This window comes from Metapseudomonas resinovorans DSM 21078 (assembly GCF_000423545.1).
GTDB lineage: Bacteria > Pseudomonadota > Gammaproteobacteria > Pseudomonadales > Pseudomonadaceae > Metapseudomonas > Metapseudomonas resinovorans.
In genome coordinates, this window is the sequence record NZ_AUIE01000026.1 from 93,828 (window position 1) to 116,139 (window position 22,312).

Sequence of the window (22,312 nt, forward strand, 5' to 3'; positions counted from 1 at the left end):
GTAGCTTGGGCTAAAGTGCCCAAGACTGACTGCCGCAAGATGTGACTGCCTGCTGATGAATCCTTTCGAGCTGCTGCGCGACACCTGGTACTTTTTCTCCCGCAATGTCGGCGAGATCGTCCTGCTCTGCCTGCCGACCATCCTCATCGAAGCCATCGCCCAACAAGGGCTGGTCGCCTGGCTTGGCCCGGACAAATCCCAGGGCGCCTCGATCATCCTCAGCATGCTGTTCTACCCGCTCTACGTCGGCGCGCTGATCATTTTCGTCGACAGCCGCAGCCACCGCATCCGGCTCAAACCCCGGCAGGTGCTGGAGATGGCGCTGTTCCGCTGGCCCTCGTTCGCCGTGCTGGCCGCCATCAGCACCCTGCTGATCATGGTCGGGGCCTGGATGCTGATCATTCCCGGCCTCTACGTGATGATCAAACTGGCGTTCGCCGAATACCTGCTGGTACTGGAGGGCAAGGCGCCACTGGACGCCATCAAGGAAAGCTTTGCCCTGACCCGGGGCCACTTCTGGAGCATCCTCGCCTGCGTGCTGCTGGTGATGGGGCCGATCTGGCTGGTGGACTGGTTCGCCTATCGCGAACTCGGGGACAACCCGGACCCGGTGGGCACCGTGATGCTTGAAAGCTTCAATAGCTTCTTCCAGCTATTTGTCAGCATCACCCTGTACCGGATGTTCACGCTGGTGACGGAGCAGGCGACCGAGCAGTGATCGCTGCCCGGAATACGATTGAATTGCGTAGCGAGCGTCGGCTGATTTCAACAACGCATGGCCGAGTGCAGTAGTTTTTTGCCAGGCTGCTAGTCTTTTCAAGCCACTCAAGGAGGATCCCCCATGGCTGAAAATCCCAGCATCCTGTCCCACATCTCGGTGGGCACCAACGACTTCGAGCGCGCCGTCGCCTTCTACGACAAGGTGCTGGCCACCCTGGGCTGCAGACGCATCATGGAACACCCCGGCGCCGTGGCCTACGGCCGCGAGTACCCCGAGTTCTGGGTGCAGACGCCCGTGGACGGCCGCCCGGCCAGCGTTGGCAATGGCGCCCACATCGGCTTCTTCGCCCCCAGCAAGGAGGCCGTGCTGGCTTTCTTCGAAGCAGCGCTGGATGCCGGCGGCAAGGGCGACGGTGAACCCGGCCCGCGTCCGGAATACGGCGATCCCTACTATGGCTGTTTCGTCCGCGATCTGGACGGCCACAAGATCGAAGCGACCTTCTGGGACATGGACCTGGATCAGGGCTATGAGCTGTACGTCGAACCCCACGCTCACTGAGCGCCGGGGCGATAGCGCTGCGCGGCGCCCAGCACCCAACCTTCATCGATCATCTTCCCCAGGGCCTCGGCAATGGCCTGGCGCTGGGGCAGCAACGACCGCTGGCGCGAGAAGCCGAGGAAAAGTTCGGTGCGTGCCGGTGGCCGATACGCCAGTTTGACGATGCGCCCAGCCAGGGCCGGGTCGCGCAGCAATTCATAGTCCACCTGGCAGTCGGTGCCGATCACCAACTGCAGCCGCTTGTGGCGCAGCATGTCCAGCAACTGCCCTTCACTGCCGACTCCGACCTTGCGCAACGCCTGGTCGGAGTCGAAGGGTTCGAAGTAGGCCGAGCCCCGCACGAAACCGATGTCGTACTGGCCCAGCTGCGGATAGCCGGTAACGCTCTGAGCCAACTCCGGCAGGCTGTAGAAGCGCGGCGCGCAGGTGAAGTACGGGCGATCCAGATAATCGATATAGCGCTCGCGCTCTGGCGTCCGGGCAAGCCCGGTCATCAGATCCGCCGCCCCCCGCTCCAGGGCAGCCAGCCCACGCGACCAGGGCGCACGCTGCACTTCGAAGCGCAGTCCAGTCCGGCGCTCCAGTTCGGCCAGCAGGTCCATGTCCAGGCCGCGCAATGCCCCCCCTTCGCCAGCAATGCGAAACGGAGGCCAGTAGTCGGTCATCACCCGCAACGGTGCCTGGTCGTCCGCGTTTGCCAGGCCGGGAAGCAGTAGCACGCCCGCCAGCCAGAACCAGCGACGCCGCGCTTTGGAGATAAAGGCCTGGAATGACCAGAGGACTACGCCCAGCTGCATGCCGGCTCCCGGATCAGTCTTGCAGTTCGTTATGAGTGCCATCGCAGCAAGGCGGTGTGTGGCTGTGTTTGCAGCCACAGAAATACAGGGTTTCGCTGACCTCTGCATGGAATTTGAGTGGCACCAGGCCACTGCCCTTGTGAGACCCATCGCAAAATGGCTGTTGCTGGCTTCGACCACAGCGACACCAGAAGTAATCCCGGCCAGCGACCACCTCCACCTCGTAAGGCCCCTTTTGGGCGATCCGCACTTCGCTGCTCACGGCAATCCTCCCGGGCGTGTCTGGCTTGGGCCGCAGCGGCGGCTCGGGTATGCTCGCCCTCTTCCAGCATAGATGCCTGCTCTTGCCGATGCCCCGAGTCCTGCGTTTTGCCCTGCTCAGCCTGTCGGTCCTGGTCGTTGGCCTGGTCGCCCTGATCTTTGCACTGACGTGGCATCCCGCGGCCCGCGAGCCTGCTCCCCTGGCCTGCCTGGCCGAAGCGCCACAACTGCAGCCCGGCCAGGCACTCAAGGTGATGACCTGGAACCTGCAATACCTGGCCGGCAAGCGCTACGTCTTCTACTACGACCTCCCGGACGACGAAGGCCGGGACGAGCGCCCCACGCCCGAAGATCTGGCCTACAGCCTGGACGAGGTCGTACGGGTGATACGCGAAGAGCAGCCGGATATCGTCAATCTCCAGGAACTGCACGAGGGCGCCCGCGCCACCGACTACCAGGATCAGTTGGCCCTGCTCCACGAGCGCCTGGCGGACCTCTACCCCTGCGCCAGCCAGGCCTTCTACTGGAAGGCCGCCTTCGTGCCGCATCCCCATATACTCGGCAGCGTCGGCATGAAGCTGGCAACCCTCAGCCGCTTCCGCATCGAGAGCGCCGAACGCCTGCAACTGCCGCTGGAGGAGAACGATCCGGTCAGCCGCCAGTTCGACAAGAAACGGGCCCTGCTGGTGAGCTACCTGCCGATACGTGGCGGTGGCCGCCTGGCGGCGATCAACACGCACCTGGATGCCCTGCCCGAGGACCAGGAAACCCTGAAACGTCAGCTCGCCATGACCCGCGGTTTGCTCGACCAGTTACAGAGCACGGGCCTGCCCTGGATCCTCACAGGTGACTTCAATCAACTGCCTCCAGGCCAGTACGAACGCCTGTCCGAAGCCCAGCGACGCCGCTATACCCGCGACAGCGAACTGAGGGCGCTATGGGATCAGTACCCGATGATTCCCAGCGTCGAGGAAGCTGGCGGCGCATGGCAAGCGCAGTGGTACACCCATTACCCCAACGACCCCGGGGTGAAAGGGCCGGACCGTACGCTGGACTACGTCCTCCACAGCCCCAGCTTGACCCGCATCGAAGCGCGAGTACGCCAGGACGATACCCTGCGGATATCCGATCATTTGCCGCTGGTGGCCAGGTTCTTTCTGCCGTCGGTGCAATGAGGATCGGGAATCCGTCCTGCCGCCTGGGAGGCTGCTGAACCGAAGGGGCGAATTCATTGGCTCTGTCTGCATGACGTGTTGCAAGCAGCTGCATTGCCCGTAGGAGCTGGCTTGCCAGCGAATGGCCCCGTTTCGCTGGCAAGCCAGCTCCTACAAGGCTCTCGGCCCGATAATAAATCTCTCGCGACAGCTAACGCAGACATAGCCAATTCATTCACCTAGCAGGCCGAAGGCCTGTCCTTCACATTCTTTGAGGGCCACTTCGCGTCCCATGGCGATTGAAATCGCCCCTACGCGTGTAACAGCAAACGCAGGCTCACTTCCTCGGCTTTGCCCGCGCGGTCGGCTCGGCTACCAGAGGATCATCCGGCCAGTAGTGCTTGGGGTAGCGCCCCTTGAGGTCCTTTTTCACGTCCGTGTAGGTGTTGCGCCAGAAGCTGGCCAGATCCTGGGTCACCTGCACCGGGCGCTGAGCCGGAGAAAGCAGGTGCAGTTTGACGACCTGGCGGCCACCGGCGATGCGGGGGGTATCAGCAAGGCCGAACAGCTCTTGCAATCGCACCGCCAGCACCGGCATCTCATCGCTGTAGTCCACTCGGATGCGTGAACCGGAGGGTACCTCCAGGGTACGTGGCGCCAGTTCGTCGAGGCGTTGCGGTAGCGGCCAGGGCAGCAGGCTCTGAAGGATGCCGGCAAGGTCGAGGTTGGAAAAGTGGCTGAGGCGGCTGACCTTGCCCAGCCAGGGCTGCAGCCAGTCTTCCAGACTGGCCAGCAGGGCGCCGTCGGAGAGGTCCGGCCACTCGCTGTTGCCCTTGTCGGCAAGGTCGAGGCGGCGCAGCAGCGCTACACGCGCCTGCCACTGACGCAGCTCCGGGGTCCAGGGCAACAGCTCAAGCCCCTTGCGTCGTACCAGGCCGAGCAGCGCCCGCGAACGGGCTTCCTCGTCCAGCGCGGCCAAGGCCTCTCGGGCCAGTACCAGTTCGCCGACTCTGATCTGCCTTTCAGCACGCAGCACGCCTTCGCGTTCGTCCCAGTCCAGCAGGTCCTGATGGCTCACCTGCTCGGCCAAGGGCCCGTCGAACAGCACCGGGTCGAGATCGGCGGCCAGGTAGATGCGCTCTTCGCGCTGGCCCTGACGGCTGCCGAGGTCGGCGATCACCAGCCAGGGCTCCTTCATCAACGCATCCGGCTCACCGAACGTGGCCGCTCGACCATTGGCCAGGCGGTAGTCGGCGCCACCTGGCCGACGTTGCTGGGCGATACGGTCGGGGTAGGCGAAGGCCAGCAGGCAGCCGAGCCAGCGCGGGTGATCCGGATCGGCCACAGGGTCACTGGCCGGGCCACGCAGGTAGGAGCGGAACTGCCGCGCTAGTTGGCGGGTTCGCTGCACGCCGCTACGGGTAGCACGTGCGGCCCGATCGCCACCCGCCAGCAGGGCGAGGCGGCTATGTAGATCAGCACCGCCGCCCCGCAGGATGTCGCGTTCGCCCAGCAGCGCCGCAAGGTCACAGGCCAGGCCGCCGAGCCCCAGGGCCTGGCCACGCAGCAGCAGGTGGGCAATGCGCGGATGGGCAGGCAGCTCGGCCATGGCCTGGCCATGGCGGGTCAGGCTGCCGTCCTCAGCCAGAGCGCCGAGGCGTTGCAACAGATCGCGGCCCTGGGCATAGGCGGCACTGGGCGGCGGGTCGAGCCAGGCCAGTTCATTGGGGTCCCCGACGCCCCAGCGCGCAAGTTGCAGCGCCAGGCTGGCAAGGTCGGCCTGGAGGATTTCCGCGCTGCCGTGGGCGGCCATTTGTTCGTGCTGGGCCTCGGACCAGAGGCGATAGCAGGCACCCGGCTGCAGGCGTCCCGCACGGCCGGCGCGCTGGGTCGCAGAGGCGCGGGAAATCCGCTGGGTGTCCAGGCGCGTCATGCCGCTGGCCGGGTCAAAACGTGGCACCCGCTCCAGGCCGGCATCCACCACGACGCGCACGCCGTCGATGGTCAGGCTGGTTTCGGCAATGTTGGTAGCCAGCACCACCTTGCGCTGGCCCGCCGGGGCTGGCTCGATGGCCGCGCGCTGGGCCGCCAGGTCCAGTTCGCCGTGAAGCGGGCAGAGCAGGATGTCGGGGCGACCGTCGAGACGCTCTACCAATTGCTCGGCGACGCGGCGGATCTCCGCCTGGCCGGGGAGAAACACGAGCAGGCTGCCGGGCTCGTCGGCCAGGGCCTGAAGCACGGTCTGCACCACCTTTGGCTCGAGCGCCTCCCCCAGCTGGCTGGGTCGGCCCCAACGCTGCTCCACCGGAAACATGCGACCTTCGCTGCGCACCACCGGCGCCTCATCCAATAGACGCGACAGACGCTCGCCTTCCAGGGTGGCGGACATCAGCAGCACCTTCAGCGGCGGATCGTCGCGTAGCAGGGCGCGTCCGTTCAGGCAAAGCGCCAGGGCCAGGTCAGCATCGAGGCTGCGCTCGTGGAACTCGTCGAAGATCACCAGGCCGACGCCTTCCAGCGCCGGGTCGTCCTGCAGGCGGCGCGCAAGGATGCCCTCGGTAACCACCTCGATACGGGTGCGCGGGCCGACCTTGGATTCCATACGGATGCGGTAACCAACGGTTTCGCCCACCGTCTCACCCCGCTCGCTCGCCAGACGCTCAGCTGCGGCGCGGGCAGCCAGGCGGCGGGGTTCCAGCATCAGGATGCTCTGTCCGGCCAGCCAGGGCTCGTCCAGCAACGCCAGCGGCACGCGCGTGGTCTTGCCGGCCCCGGGCGGCGCCTCCAGTACGGCTTCGTTGCGAGATTGCAGGGCGGCCCGCAAGGCGGGCAGGACGGCATCGATGGGTAACGGATTCATGGGCGCTCCAGACTGGCGCAAAAGTATACCGGCGAACTGCCAGTTCCTTGCCGGGGTCTTGGCGATGTCAGGCAGTTTTGCAACAACAGCCTTGATATAGTTGCGATCTTTCGACCAGGAGATGCTTATGCGCATTGCTTCCCGTTGGATCGGCGGCGCCGTCGCCGCCGCCCTGCTCACCCAGCTCACCGCCTGTGGCACCCTGTTCTACCCGGATCGTCGCGGCCAGATCGAAGGCAAGATCGACCCGGCCGTAGCAGCCATGGATGCCATCGGCATTCTCTTCTTCGTGATCCCTGGCCTGATTGCCTTCGCCGTCGACTTCGCCACCGGGGCCATCTACCTGCCCGGGGGCCAGAATGCCCAGGTCGCCCCCGAGAAGCTGCAGGAGGCCATCGGCGCCGACGGCAAGGTCGACCCGGTACGCCTGAAATCGATCATCGCCCGCGAAACCGGCCATGACCTGCCACTGGACAACCCGCAGTTGCTTCAGCGCAGCGGCAACCTGCAGCAACTGGCCGCCCTGGGCTTGCGCCCAGCCGCCTGAAATGGACGCGCTGGCCAGGCACTTCCAGCATCTGCTGGCCTACCACGGCTGGGCTTACCAGCGCCTGCTGGAGAGCCTGCGGCCCGTGGATGATGCGGCCTTACGCGCGCCGTGCGGGTTGTTCTTCGGCAGCCTGCACGGGACCCTGAACCATCTGGCGGCAGTGGATCGCATCTGGCTGGCGCGGGTACGCCAGGAGCCTCCGCCCTTTGACCGCCTGGACGTGGAAGTGGCCAATGGGCGCGACGGACTTGCCGCTTGCCTGGCGGCGGGCGTGCAGGCCTGGCAGGTGCAGCTGGCCGGACTGGAGGGCAACGCCCTGCTGAGTCCACTTAACTACCGCAATATGCGCGGCGAATCCCAGCGCCGCTCTCTGGCAGATATCGTCACCCACCTGGTCAACCACGGTACCCACCACCGCGGCCAGGCCTCCGCCGCGATTTCGGCCATGGGCCTGGAGACGCCGGCCATGGACTTCATCTATTTCAAGCCGGAGTCGGCATGACCTCACCCCGCCGGCACGCGCAACTGCTGCGCCTGGCCACCCGAGCCTCCCTCGCCGTCGCCATCATCCTCGTCATAGCCAAGGCCATCGCCTGGGCCATGAGCGGCTCGGTCAGCCTGCTCGCCGGCCTGACCGATTCGCTGATGGATAGCGCAGCCTCCCTGCTCAACCTGCTTGCGGTGCACTACGCCCTGAAACCGGCTGATGACGACCATCGCTACGGTCACGGCAAGGCCGAAGCCCTGGCCGGCCTGGCACAAGCGCTATTCATCAGCGTCAGTTCCGTGCTGGTGGCGGCCCAGGCCTACGAGCGCCTGAATGACCCGCAGCCGCTCGAGGCGGAAATGCTCGGTATCGGCGTGATGATCCTGTCACTGGCCCTCACCGCTGCACTGCTCCTTTTGCAACGGAGGGTGATCCTCGCTACCGGCTCCACCGCTGTCCGCGCCGACTCCCTCCATTACCGCTCCGACCTGCTGCTCAACGGCGGGATTCTCCTCGCCCTGGTGCTGGCCAACCTGGGGTGGCAACAGGCTGATGCGCTGTTCGGCCTGGGTATCGCCGGCTACATCCTCTGGAGTGCCATCAGCATCGCGCGGGAATCGATTTCGGTGTTGATGGACGAGGAACTGACGCCGGCGATCAGCGCCGACATGCACCGACTGGCGTGCGCGGTCCCCGGCGTGCTTGGCGCACACGACCTGCGCACGCGGATTTCCGGCAACCACTGGTACGTGCAACTGCACCTTGAGCTTCCAGGGGAGCTGACGCTTTCCCGTGCCCACGCTCTCTGCGAAGCGGCCGCGGATGCCATCACAGCGCAGTACCCTCGTGCCGAAGTGCTGGTGCATGCCGACCCCAGCGAAGTGGTGAAGCACGACTAGAGCAATTGCTCTAAAACTCCTAGACTGCCTCCTTCCATAACAATAACGAGGAGTCTGCAATGCCCCCGTCCCTATCCGCCGCCGCCCTGCTCGGGCTGGTGGCGTGGAGCCTGCTGCTGGTTTTCCTGATGGTGAACCAGCGCGGTTTGCTGGTACTGGCTGGGCGGATGAAGGTCAACGCCTTCGCCGCTGACGGCAGCAATACCCCCGGAGCATTCGGCCAGCGCCTGGTACGCGCCCATGCCAATGCCCTGGAAAACCTGCCGATGCAGGCGGCCGTACTGCTTTACGCCATCGCTGCCGGGCAAACCGCAATCACCGACCCGCTCGCTGGCCTGCTTCTCGGCGCCCGACTGTTCCAGAGCTGCATGCACCTGATCAGCACCAGCGCGCTTTTCGTCTGGTTGAGGTTTGCCGGGTTCTTCGTACAGGTCGCGATCCTGGCCTGGTGGCTGCTGAAGCTGGCAGGGTTGGCCTGACAACCGCTTCATACGCGCAAGAAAAAAGGGGACCCCATACTGCGGGTCCCCTTCGGGAAATTCGTCCTGTGCTGGCGATTGTGTCGCCGCTTTCATCGCCTGCCTGATTGGGCAGCGCGGACCCGGGGACCTGCTCGATCCGGTTGGATCGGCGGCGCCGACGCACCTGATTGGGCGGGTCGGGTGGACTTGCTGTCCGGGCTGTGAAACTGAGAGAAATCTTACGTCCAGGCGCACGACGAATGATTGCGAACATTGCTCAATACAGTGCCACTTGCGCAATTAATCACTAAGACAGCAAGATATATCGCAATCCAATCAAATAATGGCGGCCGCAATGGAAAAGCTCGATCGCTACGACCTCAAGATCCTCGCCGAACTGCAGCGCGACGCGCGCATCTCCAATCAGGAGCTGGCTGAGCGCATAGGGCTGTCCCCTTCGCCCTGCTCGCGACGGGTCAAGCAACTGGAGGATGACGGCTATATCGTTCGCCAGGTCGCCCTGCTGGACCGCAAGAAGCTGGGTCTCAGCCTCACCGCCTACGTGCTGATCGGCATGGACCGGCACACGCCGGAGCGCTTCGAGCACTTCCAGGAAGTGATCAGCCAATGTCCCGAGGTGCTGGAGTGCAGCCTGGTCACCGGTATGGAAGCGGACTACCAGTTGAAGGTGGTAGTGCCGGACATGGACCACTACCAACAGTTCCTGCTCGGGCAACTGACCCGAATCGAAGGGGTGACCAGCGTGCGCTCGAGCTTCGTGCTCAACCAGGTACTGAGCAGCACGGAGCTCCCCCTGGGCCACCTGCGCGGCTGAACGGCCCTCGCGCGGCGGATGGCTTGGCGTATAATCCTCGCGCTTTGCTGTACCCCCGCGTGGCCCCGCCTCATAAGAGCCCTCCGGCTCACAGAATCACAAGCGCACCGCCCCGCTTTCCGCCCGGCCCTTCGGCCGAGCGGGTGCAGCCTGTATTCAGTCCACGAGGTGTGAAATGAGCCCGGAGAAATTCGAAGAATTGATGATGACGGCGATGATCGCCGGCCTGGTGGCCTTCATGGCCTTCATCGTCTGGGACCTGGCCAAGAAGTCCAAGGCCGGACGCTTCGGCACCATGATCCTGTTCCTGGCCCTCGGCCTGGGCGTGCTGGGCTTCGTCATCAAGACGCTGGTAATTGGCGGCCTGGAAGGTATCTGAGTCGCAACGCCCGAGCCCGTCAGCCAAGGCGGGCTCAGCAAGCCGGTCAGAGCTGGGCCGGCACTTCCCTGTATTCCCCCAGCCCCAGCCCATCGAGGCTCCAGGGGCCTATTCGCACTCGTACCAGGCGCAAGGTAGGCAGCCCTACCGCTGCAGTCATGCGCCTGACCTGGCGGTTGCGCCCTTCACGAATCACCAGCTCCAGCCAGGCAGTGGGCACGCTCTTGCGAAAACGCACGGGCGGGTTGCGCTCCCATAGCTGCGGCTCTTCAATCCGCCGCGCTTCAGCCGGCAGGGTCGGCCCGTCGTTCAGCTCCACGCCCTCGCGCAATTGCCGGAGCTGCTCTTCGCTGGGCTCACCTTCCACCTGCACCCAGTAGGTCTTTGCCAGTTTGTGCTTCGGGTCGGCGATGCGCGCCTGCAAGCGGCCGTCGTTGGTCAACAGCAGCAGGCCCTCGCTGTCACGGTCCAGCCGCCCGGCGGGATAGATACCGGGGATGGGGATGTAGTCCTTGAGCGTCGCGCGGCCCTCCCCGTCGCTGAACTGGGTCAGCACGTCGAAGGGTTTGTTGAACAGCACCAGGCGCGGTTCGGCCGGCGGCGCCTTGGCCACGCGACGAGGAGCAGCGGGACTGGGGCGACGGGAAGCGGGACGGGAGGGGCGAGTTGGACGCGACATGCCTGGAAACGGGTTGGCGGTCTGGGAATGGGAGAGGCATGCTAGGTTGAGTGCTTCCCTGCCGCAAGAGAGAACGCCATGTCGCGTGCCCTGCGTCCTATCTGGCTGATCAACTTGATGACCCTCGCGGGCTATCACCGCTCACCCTATCGTGGCCAGGCCTCGGACAACTTCGACGGCCGGCGCTTTCGCAACGTGGAACCCAAACCGCACAAGGACTTGCGCGCCTTCCTGCGTTGGCAGTTCAGCCGCGAGAAGCAGGCGGACTGGCTCGACCAGCCCGGCCCGGCCGTCCCACCCGAAGTGCCGACTCGGGTTGAGGGCGACGAGTTGCGGGTCACCTACATCAACCACGCCACCCTGCTGATCCAGCATCGCGGGTTGAATATCCTCACCGACCCGGTCTGGTCCCAGCGGGTCAGCCCCTTCAGCTTCGTCGGCCCCAGGCGCCATCACCCGCCGGGCCTGGGGCTGGACCAGTTGCCGCCCATCGACCTGATCCTGGTCAGTCACAACCATTACGACCACCTGGACCTGGAAAGCCTGCGTGCGCTGGTGGAGCGCTTCCCTCTGGCCACCGTGGTCAGCGGGCTGGGCAACGGGGTGCTGATTCGCGAAGCCGGCTTCAAGCAGGTCACCGAACTGGACTGGTGGCAGGAACTGCCGCTGGCGGGCGGCCTCAAACTGCATTCGGTGCCGGTACAGCACTGGTCGGCGCGAACCCGCAGCGATACCAACGAAACGCTGTGGATGGGCTTCGTGATCGAATCACCGGACGGCCCCTTCCTGTTCCCCGGGGATACCGGCCTGGGACCAGAGTTTCGCCTGATCCGCGAACGCTTCGGGCCGATGCGTTTTTCCGCCCTGCCCATCGGGGCCTACGCGCCGCGCTGGTTCATGCGCGACAACCACATGAACCCGGACGACGCCGTGCAAGCCCACAAGCAGCTGGAGTCCGGGTGCAGCCTGGCCATCCACTTCGGCACCTTCAACCTCACGGATGAAGGTCAGTTCGCCCCGCCCCGCGACCTGACCAAGGCACTTGCCGACTGGCAGGTGGACGCCGACGTCTTCCGTGTGCCGACTCCGGGCTATCAGTGGTTGATTCCAGCCTTGACCGATTGAATGAAGAAGGGCCGCACTGCGCGGCCCTTCTTCGTTCGTTTCGCGAGTGAATTCTCGCCCTGGACAATCAGGACGCCGCGTCGATCAGCGGAATGGCGGCTCATCAAAGCTGCGCAGTTTGCGCGAGTGCAATGCGTTCAACTGAGTACGCAGCAGGTCGAGGGCTGCAATGCCAATGCGCAGGTGCTGGCTGACGGCGCGCTGGTAGAAGGCACTGGCCGAGCCGGGCAGCTTGATCTCGCTGTGCAGCGGCTTGTCGGAGACACACAGCAAGGTGCCGTAGGGCACCCGCAGACGGTAGCCCTGGGCCGCAATCGTGCCGCTTTCCATATCTACCGCTACCGCCCGCGACAGGTTGATCAGCGGTCGCTCCTGGGCCCAACGCAGCTCCCAGTTGCGGTCGTCATACGTGAGCACGGTACCGGTGCGCAGGCGGCGCTTGAGGTCTTCGCCACGTTCACCGGTGACCTGTGCCGCGGCTTCCTGCAATGCCTGCTGCACTTCGGCCAGGGCCGGCAGCGGGATATTAGGCGGCAATACCCGATCGAGAATGCCGTCGCGGCGCATGTAGGCGTGGGCCAGCACGTAGTCGCCAATGGTCTGCGACTGCCGCAGGCCGCCACAGTGGCCGATCATCAGCCAGCAGTGCGGGCGCAGCACGGCCAGGTGGTCAGTAATGTTCTTGGCATTGGACGGCCCGACGCCGATGTTCACCAGGGTCACCCCGTGTCCATCGGCCGCGATCAGGTGGTAAGCCGGCATCTGGTAGCGGTGCCAGACCACACCGTCGACGATGGCCTGCATCTCGCCTTCATCCATACCGCGCTCCACCACCACGTTGCCCGGCAGCACCATGCGCACGAAGCGCGGATCTTCGCGCAGTTGATCGATGCCGTGACGGATGAACTGGTCGACATAGCGGTGGTAGTTGGTCAGCAGAATCCACGGCTGCACATGGCGCCAGTCGCTACCGGTGTAGTGCACCAGGCGGCGCAGGGAGAAATCCACGCGCGCGGCGTCGAACAGCGCCAGGGGCAGCGGGTCGGCGTTTTCCCAATCGTAGAGACCATCAGCCACGCCATCGGTGGCGGCGGAAAGGTCGGTACTGGGGAACACGCGCGCCAGTTCGGCGGCGGTCACCCCGGATCCGGCCAGTTCGTCGCCCTGCTCCACCACGTAGGGATACGGGATGTTCTGTTGGCTGATCCCCACTTCCACCAGCACGGTGAAGTCATGCATCAGCGGCCGCAACTGCTCCAGCAAATACTTACGGAAGGCGTCCGGGTGGGTGACGGTAACGCAGTAGTTGCCCGGCACCTGGATCTTGGCGTAAGCGCGAGTGGTGGAGGGCACTTCGCCCTGGCAGCGATAGGTAATGCGCAGCAGCGGGTAGCGGAACAGCGCGCGCTGCTCGGCATCCGGCTCGATGCGTTCCTTGATGTAGCGCTTCAGCGCCTGACTGAGGGCTCCGGTAGCCTGCCTGTGCAGCTCGGCGAGGCGATCGACAGCTTCCTCGGCGGTTTCGGCAATTACAAAATCGTTCGGTTCGCGGCTCACGGTCGGCATCCTTTCTATTCGCTCTGGACCTATCTTGCCTGCTTGGACAGATAAAGGCATAGAACGATTCGGCAGGTTGCCTCGCCGCTCACTCCACCCGCCGCACGGCGGGTGGAGGAACCTTGGGATCACGCCAGATGCGGTGTAGCCCGGGCCACCAGGGCCTCCACGTCGGCGCCGCGCGGCAGGGTGCCGTAGACGCGGCCGTAACCATTCAGGCGGCTGCCGATGAAGGCGTCGGCGACAGTGGCGTTGCCGGCCTCCAGCAGCAGCTTGGCCTGCAGTGCTACGGCCACGTCTTCGGTGAGCTGGCGGGCGCGGTACTGAATATCGCCGGTATCAGCGAAGCCCTTCTTGAGGTTGCCGATGAAGGACGCGAGTCGCGCATCGCCGTGGCCGTCGCCCAGCTCGGCGAACAGCACGTCGAGCACACCGGGCTCCTTGGACAGGGCACGCAGTACGTCCAGGCACTGCACGTTGCCGGAGCCTTCCCAGGTGGAGTTGACCGGTGCTTCGCGGTAGAGGCGCGGCAGGATGGTGTCTTCCACGTAGCCCGCGCCCCCCAGGCATTCGGCGGCTTCGTTGATCATCGCGGGGGCACGTTTGCAGATCCAGTATTTGCCCACGGCGGTCACCAGGCGGGCGAACTTGTCTTCCTGTTCGTCGTGGGCGTTGTCCAGGGCGCGGCCCATGCGCATGGTCAGGGCCAATGCGGCTTCGCTTTCCAGCGCGAGATCGGCCAGCACGTTCTGCATCAGTGGCTGCTCAGCCAGCACGCGTCCGCCGACCTTGCGGTAGGCGCAGTGGTGGGCGGCCTGGGTCAACGCCTGACGCATCAAGGCGCTGGAACCGATCATGCAGTCGAAGCGCGTCAGGGCCACCATCTCGATGATGGTCGGTACGCCACGGCCCTCTTCACCCACCATCCAGGCCAGGGCGCCACGGTACTCGACCTCGCTGGAGGCATTGGACCAGTTGCCCAGCTTGTTCTTCAGGCGCTGGATGTAGAACTCGTTGCGGCTGCCGTCCGGACGGTGACGCGGCAGCAGGAAGCAGGACAGCCCCTTGTCGGTGTACGCCAGGGTAAGGAAGGCGTCGCACATGGGCGCCGAGCAGAACCACTTGTGCCCCACCAGCTCGTAGGCCTGGCCCGGCCCCGGGATGCCCACCGGGTGGGCACGGGTGGTATTGGCACGGACATCGGTACCGCCTTGCTTCTCAGTCATCGCCATGCCGATGGTGGCGCCAGTCTTCTGCTCGATGGGCAGGTTGCGCGGGTCGTACTCGGTGGACAGTATCTTCGGCAGCCACTTCTCGGCGATGTCCGCCTGCAGACGCAGGGCGGGCACACTGGCGAAGGTCATGGTCAGCGGGCAGCCGGTGCCGGCTTCGGCCTGGCTGTGCAAGTAGCTCATTCCGGCGCGAGCAACCTGGGCACCGGCACGCGGATCGGTCCAGGGCATGGACGGAATGCCGTGCTCGATGGCAGCGCGCATCAGCTCGTGGTAAGCCGGGTGGAACTCCACCAGGTCGACACGGTGGCCATAGCGGTCGTGGCTCTTGAACACCGGCTTGTTCTCATTGGCGAGAAAACCCGCGGCCATCAGTGAGCCGCCGGCCAAGGCGCCATAGGTATCCAGGCGCTGTTCGGCCCAACCACCCTGGTAACGACGCACCCACTCCTGCAGCGGGAGGTCGACGCGATAAAGGTTGGCGCCATCCAGTGGCGGCACCTGGTTGAAAACTTCATGGGTTTCAGCGAACTCGTGCAGGCTCATCGAAAGTCTCCAGGGGCAGATTGACTGGCGCCCAGGGCGCGCAGGCAGAAAGTGACGAGAGTGGTGCAGACGGCCTCGAGGTCGTCCGACGCATGACCGGACTCGCGCAGGGCGCGGGCCGGAGGCGACAGCGGGCCGACCAGGGACTCGGCGATAGCGCCTACCAGGCAGGCAGCGGTCAGGGATATGGATGACACCTGGAACTCACCACGCGCCTGGCCTTCCGCCAACAGTTGGCAGAACAGTTCGGCGTAGGCCTCGCGGTAGAGCAGACGCTGTTCGTCCACTTCGGGGTCGACCGGTTCGGCGATCAGGGCAAAGGCCAGCCGCTGGCTGTGCCAGGCGCGCGCAGCGAACTGGCGCAGGCCGCGCGCCAGACGCTCGGCGGCCGGTCCCTCGCCACGCAGCACCTCGGCCAGGCTGTCGACTTCCTGTTGGCTGGCCTTGGCGAACACCTCAGCCGCCAGCTCGCCCTTGTTGCCGAAATGGCGATAGAGACTCCCGGTGGCGATACCGGCGTCCTCGGCCAGGGCCTGCATGGTCAGCGCGGCGAAGCCGCCTTCCACCACCCGTGCATGGGCACACGCGAGAATGCGGCTGCGCAGCGCCTGATCACGGTCGATTCGGGAAGCGGTGGTGCGATAAGCCATGATCTGAATCCTGATTCACTTCTTTCAGTGAATCAGGATTCAGACCTTGCAGAAAGCGGGAGAAATGCCGCGTTTGGTGTGGTTTCTGCCAAAATATTTTGACAAATACCAATATATTTTGACAAATACCAAAATATTCTGACAATCACCTATCTCATTGAAAAATATGTATTTTCTGTGAAAAACCGATTGTCACCCCCCCAAGCAAGGCATCCAGTCCTACCTAGCCTTACCTATGCAATAGACGGCTCCTCCGCCACTTCCACGGGAGGTGCACGTGAGAGGTAAGCGTTTTCTAACCCCTGAGGACATACGTCGCCATATCAAGGCAGGCGCTGGCCAAGGGGAAGGTTCTTCTTACAAGCCATGGCTGACGGTGAGAGATGTGCCCTCCCAAGGGCGGTCTCGCATAGTGAAGGGGCTGAAAGTAGGTCGCACGTACCATCTCCTCTCAGATCTTGAGTATTACTACTTTCTGGTCTGCGACTACTCAAATCAAATCATCGATTTCCGGGAGCAGTTCCCGCTTCTACCCGTTTCAGAAACTCAACGCTGTGCGAATGAGTTAGGGATTGCTCACCCGATGTACCCAGGCACTCGCACTCCATGTGTCATGACCACAGATTTCTTGCTTACTCTCAGCGATCCCTCTGGTCGACCCAAACTTGCTGCAAGGTCAGTTAAATACAAGAAAGATCTTGTTAATGGCAGAAGAACAGTAGAGAAACTAGCCATCGAGCGGCAATACTGGAAATCCAAGGGAATTGATTGGAAAAACGTTTCGGAAGATTCCCTTAACACCCAAAAAACGGAAAATCTCGACTACATCTATGGAAAGGCGAAAGTCAGACTCCCAGAACATCTGGACACATCCATCTCCATAAACAAATTTCTCTCTAAATTAAGCAAAATATCTGCCTCCCCTGCTCCCCTTTCAGACTCGCTAATAATTATCGCAAAAGAAATGAATTTTTCCACTAACGAAATTGAGCACCTGTTCTTCTATTGCTTGTGGAAAAACCTCATAGAGATTGATTTAAGCGAAGAGCGAATCTCACTTGGGAATCATATAAAGTTCAGGGTATCTCTTCTGGCAACCCCCAGCAGATGGAGTGCGTAACATGCAAATATACAAGAACGAAATCCTCGCACCAACCACAGCGGACTGTGAGATAGAAGTTGAGTCAAGAGTAATCTGGATTAGCTTAAACTCAGATACGATAATTCTCTTCCCGCTGTCATTCCCGGATAAAAAGCCTCTAGAGTTTAGACTTAGCCAAATCAAGGCCCTCCTTAACGATGGCAACATCAAGAAAATCAGCGAGAAAACACCGAACTTTATGCTTCGTCGCGACGAGGACATTAGCGACAGAGAAAAGGAAAAACGCGAAAAATGCTGGCAATGGGTTTCCCCCCTAATAAACACGGATATACCCGGGGAATTGTTCTGCGAATCTAGAATGGGAGCAATGATAAGTCAGCGCGCAGATGAGTTGGGAATTCCCAGAAAGAGCATATATCGCCTACTATATCGATATTGGCGCCTTGGTCATTCTAAAAATTGCTTCCTAGACAATAGAGAGAAAAGTGGCGCTAAAGGAGTAAAACGAATAGCCAAACCAGGAATACCCTTAGGCCGCCCCCCAAAACAGAAAACCGAAGAAGCAGAACGCGCACGATACTCACTTGAAGAAAATGATGTTTTCATAATTAGGCGCGCCTATGCTCTATACGTAAAAGTCAAAGAGCACACACTGGAAACAGCTTACCAAGAAATGATCAAGCGTTTCTACTACTGTTATGATGCGTCTGCCCCAAAAGAGAGGACACCTCCCGAATTAGGAAGCTACCCAACTCGCAAGCAATTTCTTTATCAAGGGCAGAAAGTCTATGATGAAGTAGAAACTCTAAAGGGCAAACTGGGAAAAAAATTCTCAAAAAACTATAAAATGATTATCGGCCAAGCGCATGACAATCTCTGGGGGCCTGGCCATAGATATGAGATAGACGCGACAATCGCAGATATCCACCTAGTAAGCAGCGCGAATAGGAACCGTCTCATAGGCCGACCTGTTGTTTACAGTGTAGTCGATTCCTGCTCCCGAATGATTGTGGGAATTTATGTTGGCCTCGAGGGACCGAGTTGGGTAGAGGCGAGGCAAGCTCTATTTAATGCTTTTACCAGCAAAGTAGAATTTTGCAGTTCATTCAACATCAATATTAAAGAAGAAGATTGGCCGTGCCATCATTTGCCGAGAGAGGTCACCGCAGACCGCGGTGAAATGATGGGAATTTCTGCCGAGGGAATGGTTGAGGGACTTGATGTTAACCTTACCTACTGCCCACCCAGCAGACCGGACCTCAAACCTATTGTCGAGAGCCACTTCAAAACGCTTAAAAAAGGCAGTCGAACAGCATTCATCCCAGGAGCCATACATAAATCAGAAACGACACGCGGCGAGAAAGACCCAAGACTAAGCGCAACACTCAATATTTTTGAGTTCACACAGATAATAATAAAATCCGCAATTCATCATAACAAGCACGCCAGAAACCCCGAGCTCTTAACACCTAAAATGATTCATGACGGGATAGAGCCTACTCCACTATCAATATGGAACTGGGCCATTCAGAACGGCGCACATGAATCTCACCAAGAGCCAGAGGACAGAATCTACCTCAATCTTTTGCCTCGAAAAAATGCCGCTGTGACAAAATCGGGAATCCGACTTAACAACCTTTATTACTTCACCGACGATGAGTCCAAGTACCGCTGGTTTGAGCGCGCAAGAATAAGAGGAATTAGCAGTATAAATGTTCTATGCGACTGCTTTTCCGCCAAACACATCTGGATTCAGGATGCCAGCAATGAACTGATTCGTTGCACGGTACGTAAAAGCGATGCTATTAGAGCAGCTTATAGACTTGAGGAAGTAGAGGACAACCAAACTTATCTAAGCTATGTACCCCCAACTGCTCAACACGCCACACTGATGGCAAACGTTAAAAAGTCAATTGAAATTGACGAGATTGTCGATGCGGCGAGCAAGGAGAAGGCTCGTACGCCGATTAAGGGTAGCAAGGCAAGCAAGACCAAGGGTATCAGACAAAATCGCGCGGACGAGCAAAACAATCTCCGAAACAGTAAAACCCCTCCTGTCGGGGTCAGAGAAAACGTCATATATCTAGATACACACCGAGACAATCAACCCTCTCCTCTAAAAATCTGTGACGAAAAATCGAAGTTAATAGATATATTAAAAGACCTTGAAGGAGAGGACAGCTAATGAACGACACGCCAGCCACCTATATAGAGTCGGAAGTCCCCGAATACCAAGGGAACCCCTTGATTGAGGCTTTACCGCCCATTCGAGGCACTCGAGATGCAGTCCGCTTAATAAGACAGTCGCCAGCCTTACCAGGAAATGAAATAAATCTAGACGGTTCAATTCGACTGCATTGTCTGAACAGAATAACAAGGGTAGTACAACCCTTCCTACTTCATATAAACCTAGAACAGTCCTTTTCCATTCTCATTCGAAGCGGGTATCTGGGGCGCAATCCCTTTCATGCCCATACCGCCCGACACTTACACTCAATTTCAGGCACAGAACACACTCCATTCGAATCGACTGCCAATAGCTTCTGCATATTCGGCTTGAGCGGAATGGGAAAATCCACCGCAATCAAATCAATCCTCAACACATACCCGCAGGTTATTAGACACACCAATTACAAAGACCAAATTTTCCCGCAAGCCCAAGTAACCTGGCTAAAAATAGACTGCCCCTTTGACGGTTCAATAAAAGCACTCAGCCTAAGTTTCTTTCAAGCACTTTCCGATGCCCTTGGCGATAAGAGTATTGGCCAGATCAACACCCGAATCGGGACAGCCCAACTGATCCAAAAGATCAAACAACTTGCCAGCACCTACTATCTTGGAGCACTAATAATTGACGAAATTCAAACCCTATTAAATTCAAGAATAGGGAAAAACAACATACTTAATTTCTTCATAAACCTAATCAACGACATTGGAATTCCGGTAATCTTTATCGGAAACAACTCCGCAATGAAGTTAATGTCAGGAACACTCCGTAACGCAAGACGGATTTGCGGGTCAGGCATGCTAACATTCGATCGCTTTATGAAGGGCGACCAGGAATGGGACGCGCTTGTCGAAAAACTCTGGAAATACCAGTGGAACAAACCATCAACAGAACTCACACCAGCACTAAAGGAGACTATCTACCACATAACACAGGGAATACCTGACTTCCTCGTAAAACTCCTCATATTGGCTCAACGTAGAGTAATTGGATCCGACAACGAGGCGATTACAGAAGACACTCTATACCTAGTCTCCGACACTAGCATGGCGCCTCTCAAACCAGCATTAGAGGCCCTGCGCGCAAACGACTTTAGAGCAAACGAATACTTCGAGGACCTCCTTCCAGCAAAAGAAGTCATCGAATCGATGATGTTCTATCAGCCAGTAAACACAAATAAACTTTTGGAACTCATCTCCTCTCAGGAAGATTTTTTAACCGACGCTCCCCCTGAGGAAATAAAACAGAAGACCCCTCAAGCCTCAAAACCCGCCAAAAAGTCCAGCCCAACGCCCATAGAAATGGAAGATTGGGAATGCACGGACGCATTCGAATTCTCGTCTTCCCAGCGAAGTAATTGAGTTTTCTAACATGGCTGGCAGGACTGGATTTTTCCCCACACCTTTTCCGGGAGAAATTCTGTATAGCTTGTGCGCCCGATACCATAGGCTTTCTGCTAACAGCAATATCCGAACCACTCAAAGTGAAATATCGTGCACGAAAGAATTCTTCGGATTCTCAGACATTCCTGCTGGAACTGAGTGCCTACTAACAAACACCGCACTTGGCACCGCAATTGGCCTAGATCATCTCATACAACACAATACGAGCTTCCCTTACTATTTTCCTTATCTCAATTCAGTCCAGATTGAAAAATGCCGACAAAGGCTTTGCACCACCGACACAACAAAATCCTTGGGATTTGCCATTGGCCTGAAATATCAACTGAGGGGGAAGTATTGTAGCCGCTGTATTGAGGAGGATAAATTAAATACAGGGCAGTCCTATTGGCACCTTTCACACCAACTACCAGGTGTACTAATTTGTCCACTCCACAGGGTTCCGCTAAGGATAGCAGAACAAACTTGGCTTAAGAGAAGCCTACCTTCACTTATTCTTCCAGACTCACCCAGCGTGGAATCTCACTCATGGATTCCAGATCTACAACGCATAAACGCCCTGCTTGACGAAATCTCATTAATATCTGCAAAATCATTAACCTCATCAACGCCTCTCTCTATCCCAGCGTTTTTGGATTACAATAGCATCAATCAGAAAAACCTATGGGATGCATCGAAGCTCATAGGCTCACTACCCAGGCTAGGAGAATATGAGTCCCTCTCGTTAACAACCATGGGATATTTATCAAAATCTATTTTTGGGCTCCTCCACCGAGACCATCTCTACCACCGACCACTCGAATATATTTTGCTAACTGCAGTCGCAAGACTGATGTAATCCATCGCCTACCCCTCCTCACGCCCTCCTATCCGTCCTGATCGCAGCTATTAGAATTTCACTTGACTATAGCCGAGATAGACTCTATGAAAGATAAAGTCCATACAATTTTTAATAAATTCTGACCGGAGGATTTACTAGACAGGAGATCGTGATGAGCAAATTAGCGGAATTCAAGCGACTAGGGATGGTCTGAAGTAGCCCTGTGTTTCCGGCCGACTTCTGCCCTTACCAGTTTTAGAAGCGGCGATTCGACCAAAATCGATCAAGTCATCCGCTCATTTCTGAGTTTTTAGCCGCCGCGAGCACCTCTCAGCGGCCATTTCCCACATTACAGGCGCACCTCTCCTGCATTCGTCAGCAAATGTCGGCCCATCTACAGGTTCGACAGCGCGAACAATGTCACCAACTGTGGCGTGTTCTTCGCCAGGCCACGGAAGCGTGTCTTCACATAACCGAACTGGCGCTTGATCACCCGGAACGGGTGCTCGACCTTGGCGCGCACCTGGGCCTTGGCCTTCTCGATCTTGCGCTTGGCTTTGTACAGCGTGCTGCGCTTACTCAGCTTCTTGTACGTACTGCGGCGGGCCGCGATCTGCCAGATCACCTCCCGGCCTTCATGTTCCGGGCGCTTCTCGACGCCGGTGTAACCCGCGTCGGCACCCACCATGTTTTCCTCACCGTGCAGCAGTTTGTCGACCTGGGTAACGTCTGCAACGTTGGCTGCCGTCCCCACCACGCTGTGCACCAGGCCGGACTCGGCATCGGCGCCGATGTGCGCCTTCATGCCGAAGTAATACTGGTTTCCCTTCTTCGTCTGGTGCATTTCCGGGTCGCGCTTGCCGTCCTGATTCTTGGTCGAACTCGGCGCATGGATCAGCGTGGCATCGACGATGGTGCCCTGGCGCAGCGACAGGCCCCGGTCGCCCAGGTAACCATTGATCACCGCCAGAATCCCAGCCGCCAACTCGTGCTTCTCCAGCAGGCGACGGAA

22 protein-coding genes are annotated in these 22,312 nt (G+C 59.7%); 14 read left to right on the forward strand and 8 right to left on the reverse strand.

Features of this window, described 5'->3' with window-relative positions:
- Positions 1-55: 55 nt before the first annotated feature.
- Positions 56-718, forward strand: a complete 663-nt coding sequence (locus G559_RS0118630; RefSeq protein WP_028629699.1) for a YciC family protein — start codon at positions 56-58, stop codon at positions 716-718.
- A gap of 123 nt (positions 719-841) precedes the next feature.
- Positions 842-1,279: a VOC family protein gene (locus tag G559_RS0118635; RefSeq protein ID WP_028629700.1), complete on the forward strand. Its 438-nt coding sequence runs from the start codon at positions 842-844 to the stop codon at positions 1,277-1,279.
- Here the strand turns inward: G559_RS0118635 and G559_RS0118640 are convergent.
- Both G559_RS0118640 and G559_RS29960 read right to left on the reverse strand, forming a co-directional pair.
- The gene (locus G559_RS0118640) at positions 1,273-2,076 is read right to left on the reverse strand and encodes a substrate-binding periplasmic protein (RefSeq protein ID WP_081668108.1); all 804 of its coding nucleotides are present in this window, start codon (positions 2,074-2,076) and stop codon (positions 1,273-1,275) included. The genes G559_RS0118635 and G559_RS0118640 overlap by 7 nt on opposite strands.
- Positions 2,077-2,089: 13 nt before the next feature.
- Positions 2,090-2,338 (reverse strand): CDGSH iron-sulfur domain-containing protein, encoded by a 249-nt coding sequence (locus tag G559_RS29960; RefSeq protein WP_081668109.1) that lies wholly within the window; start codon positions 2,336-2,338, stop codon positions 2,090-2,092.
- An 88-nt stretch (positions 2,339-2,426) separates the two neighbouring features.
- Between G559_RS29960 and G559_RS0118645 the strand changes: the two genes are divergently transcribed.
- On the forward strand, positions 2,427-3,512 hold the full coding sequence (locus G559_RS0118645; protein WP_028629702.1) for an endonuclease/exonuclease/phosphatase family protein: 1,086 nt from the start codon (positions 2,427-2,429) through the stop codon (positions 3,510-3,512).
- Positions 3,513-3,828: 316 nt separating this feature from the next.
- Here the strand turns inward: G559_RS0118645 and hrpB are convergent, their stop codons facing one another.
- On the reverse strand, positions 3,829-6,351 hold the full coding sequence (gene hrpB, locus G559_RS0118650) for an ATP-dependent helicase HrpB (RefSeq protein WP_028629703.1): 2,523 nt from the start codon (positions 6,349-6,351) through the stop codon (positions 3,829-3,831).
- A 127-nt stretch (positions 6,352-6,478) separates the two neighbouring features.
- Between hrpB and G559_RS0118655 the strand changes: the two genes are divergently transcribed.
- The 6 genes from G559_RS0118655 (at position 6,479) to G559_RS0118680 (ending at position 9,962) form a co-directional block, all read left to right on the forward strand.
- On the forward strand, positions 6,479-6,898 hold the full coding sequence (locus tag G559_RS0118655) for a hypothetical protein (RefSeq protein ID WP_028629704.1): 420 nt from the start codon (positions 6,479-6,481) through the stop codon (positions 6,896-6,898).
- A gap of 1 nt (position 6,899) precedes the next feature.
- On the forward strand, positions 6,900-7,403 hold the full coding sequence (locus tag G559_RS0118660; RefSeq protein ID WP_028629705.1) for a DinB family protein: 504 nt from the start codon (positions 6,900-6,902) through the stop codon (positions 7,401-7,403).
- Positions 7,400-8,287: a cation diffusion facilitator family transporter gene (locus G559_RS0118665; protein ID WP_028629706.1), complete on the forward strand. Its 888-nt coding sequence runs from the start codon at positions 7,400-7,402 to the stop codon at positions 8,285-8,287. The genes G559_RS0118660 and G559_RS0118665 overlap by 4 nt, the downstream gene beginning before the upstream one ends.
- A gap of 59 nt (positions 8,288-8,346) precedes the next feature.
- Positions 8,347-8,766, forward strand: coding sequence for an MAPEG family protein (locus G559_RS0118670; protein ID WP_028629707.1), 420 nt, complete (start codon positions 8,347-8,349; stop codon positions 8,764-8,766).
- A 337-nt stretch (positions 8,767-9,103) separates the two neighbouring features.
- Positions 9,104-9,583, forward strand: a complete 480-nt coding sequence (locus tag G559_RS0118675) for an Lrp/AsnC family transcriptional regulator (protein ID WP_028629708.1) — start codon at positions 9,104-9,106, stop codon at positions 9,581-9,583.
- A 175-nt stretch (positions 9,584-9,758) separates the two neighbouring features.
- A complete protein-coding gene (locus tag G559_RS0118680) occupies positions 9,759-9,962 on the forward strand; it encodes a DUF2788 domain-containing protein (RefSeq protein WP_028629709.1) in 204 nt (67 codons plus the stop codon).
- A gap of 46 nt (positions 9,963-10,008) precedes the next feature.
- On the opposite strand, the gene G559_RS0118685 is transcribed toward G559_RS0118680, so the two are convergent.
- A complete protein-coding gene (locus tag G559_RS0118685) occupies positions 10,009-10,641 on the reverse strand; it encodes a pseudouridine synthase (RefSeq protein ID WP_028629710.1) in 633 nt (210 codons plus the stop codon).
- A 78-nt stretch (positions 10,642-10,719) separates the two neighbouring features.
- On the opposite strand from G559_RS0118685, the gene G559_RS29075 reads away from it, so the two are divergent.
- Positions 10,720-11,766, forward strand: coding sequence for an MBL fold metallo-hydrolase (locus tag G559_RS29075; RefSeq protein ID WP_036997563.1), 1,047 nt, complete (start codon positions 10,720-10,722; stop codon positions 11,764-11,766).
- Positions 11,767-11,850: 84 nt separating this feature from the next.
- On the opposite strand, the gene amn is transcribed toward G559_RS29075, so the two are convergent.
- The 3 genes from amn to G559_RS0118705 all read right to left on the reverse strand — a co-directional run bounded on the left by amn (position 11,851) and on the right by G559_RS0118705 (position 15,751).
- A complete protein-coding gene (gene amn / locus G559_RS0118695) occupies positions 11,851-13,332 on the reverse strand; it encodes an AMP nucleosidase (protein ID WP_036997565.1) in 1,482 nt (493 codons plus the stop codon).
- A gap of 119 nt (positions 13,333-13,451) precedes the next feature.
- Positions 13,452-15,101: an acyl-CoA dehydrogenase family protein gene (locus G559_RS0118700; protein WP_028629712.1), complete on the reverse strand. Its 1,650-nt coding sequence runs from the start codon at positions 15,099-15,101 to the stop codon at positions 13,452-13,454.
- The gene (locus G559_RS0118705) at positions 15,098-15,751 is read right to left on the reverse strand and encodes a TetR/AcrR family transcriptional regulator (protein ID WP_028629713.1); all 654 of its coding nucleotides are present in this window, start codon (positions 15,749-15,751) and stop codon (positions 15,098-15,100) included. The genes G559_RS0118700 and G559_RS0118705 overlap by 4 nt, the downstream gene beginning before the upstream one ends.
- A 277-nt stretch (positions 15,752-16,028) precedes the next feature.
- Here G559_RS0118705 and G559_RS29965 point away from each other — a divergent pair, with 277 nt between their 5' ends.
- From G559_RS29965 to G559_RS31285, 4 genes are read left to right on the forward strand one after another with little or no spacing between them, the layout of a single operon-like run.
- The gene (locus G559_RS29965) at positions 16,029-16,871 is read left to right on the forward strand and encodes a TnsA endonuclease N-terminal domain-containing protein (RefSeq protein WP_245586520.1); all 843 of its coding nucleotides are present in this window, start codon (positions 16,029-16,031) and stop codon (positions 16,869-16,871) included.
- Position 16,872: 1 nt separating this feature from the next.
- Complete coding sequence (locus G559_RS29970; protein ID WP_081668111.1) at positions 16,873-19,038, forward strand: DDE-type integrase/transposase/recombinase; 2,166 nt, start codon at positions 16,873-16,875, stop codon at positions 19,036-19,038.
- Positions 19,038-20,441, forward strand: coding sequence for an ATP-binding protein (locus G559_RS29080; RefSeq protein WP_081668112.1), 1,404 nt, complete (start codon positions 19,038-19,040; stop codon positions 20,439-20,441). The genes G559_RS29970 and G559_RS29080 overlap by 1 nt, the downstream gene beginning before the upstream one ends.
- A gap of 10 nt (positions 20,442-20,451) precedes the next feature.
- Entirely contained in the window at positions 20,452-21,318 is an 867-nt protein-coding gene (locus G559_RS31285; protein WP_081668113.1) for a TniQ family protein, read from the forward strand.
- A gap of 376 nt (positions 21,319-21,694) precedes the next feature.
- On the opposite strand, the gene G559_RS29085 is transcribed toward G559_RS31285, so the two are convergent.
- Positions 21,695-22,312: IS5 family transposase (locus G559_RS29085; protein ID WP_155945738.1), on the reverse strand; the 618-nt coding region annotated here is incomplete at its 5' end.

Bases quoted from the DNA above. Each gene is read 5' to 3' on its own strand.
- G559_RS29080 (WP_081668112.1), top strand. From the start codon at position 19,038: ATGAACGACACGCCAGCCACCTATATAGAGTCGGAAGTCCCCGAATAC.
- G559_RS0118665 (WP_028629706.1), top strand. From the start codon at position 7,400: ATGACCTCACCCCGCCGGCACGCGCAACTGCTGCGCCTGGCCACCCGA.
- G559_RS0118670 (WP_028629707.1), top strand. From the start codon at position 8,347: ATGCCCCCGTCCCTATCCGCCGCCGCCCTGCTCGGGCTGGTGGCGTGG.
- G559_RS0118635 (WP_028629700.1), top strand. From the start codon at position 842: ATGGCTGAAAATCCCAGCATCCTGTCCCACATCTCGGTGGGCACCAAC.
- G559_RS0118680 (WP_028629709.1), top strand. From the start codon at position 9,759: ATGAGCCCGGAGAAATTCGAAGAATTGATGATGACGGCGATGATCGCC.
- hrpB (WP_028629703.1), bottom strand. From the start codon at position 6,351: ATGAATCCGTTACCCATCGATGCCGTCCTGCCCGCCTTGCGGGCCGCC.
- G559_RS0118700 (WP_028629712.1), bottom strand. From the start codon at position 15,101: ATGAGCCTGCACGAGTTCGCTGAAACCCATGAAGTTTTCAACCAGGTG.
- G559_RS0118660 (WP_028629705.1), top strand. From the start codon at position 6,900: ATGGACGCGCTGGCCAGGCACTTCCAGCATCTGCTGGCCTACCACGGC.
- amn (WP_036997565.1), bottom strand. From the start codon at position 13,332: ATGCCGACCGTGAGCCGCGAACCGAACGATTTTGTAATTGCCGAAACC.
- G559_RS31285 (WP_081668113.1), top strand. From the start codon at position 20,452: ATGGCTGGCAGGACTGGATTTTTCCCCACACCTTTTCCGGGAGAAATT.
- G559_RS0118675 (WP_028629708.1), top strand. From the start codon at position 9,104: ATGGAAAAGCTCGATCGCTACGACCTCAAGATCCTCGCCGAACTGCAG.
- G559_RS0118645 (WP_028629702.1), top strand. From the start codon at position 2,427: ATGCCCCGAGTCCTGCGTTTTGCCCTGCTCAGCCTGTCGGTCCTGGTC.
- G559_RS0118705 (WP_028629713.1), bottom strand. From the start codon at position 15,751: ATGGCTTATCGCACCACCGCTTCCCGAATCGACCGTGATCAGGCGCTG.
- G559_RS0118655 (WP_028629704.1), top strand. From the start codon at position 6,479: ATGCGCATTGCTTCCCGTTGGATCGGCGGCGCCGTCGCCGCCGCCCTG.
- G559_RS29075 (WP_036997563.1), top strand. From the start codon at position 10,720: ATGTCGCGTGCCCTGCGTCCTATCTGGCTGATCAACTTGATGACCCTC.
- G559_RS0118685 (WP_028629710.1), bottom strand. From the start codon at position 10,641: ATGTCGCGTCCAACTCGCCCCTCCCGTCCCGCTTCCCGTCGCCCCAGT.
- G559_RS0118630 (WP_028629699.1), top strand. From the start codon at position 56: ATGAATCCTTTCGAGCTGCTGCGCGACACCTGGTACTTTTTCTCCCGC.
- G559_RS29970 (WP_081668111.1), top strand. From the start codon at position 16,873: ATGCAAATATACAAGAACGAAATCCTCGCACCAACCACAGCGGACTGT.
- G559_RS0118640 (WP_081668108.1), bottom strand. From the start codon at position 2,076: ATGCAGCTGGGCGTAGTCCTCTGGTCATTCCAGGCCTTTATCTCCAAA.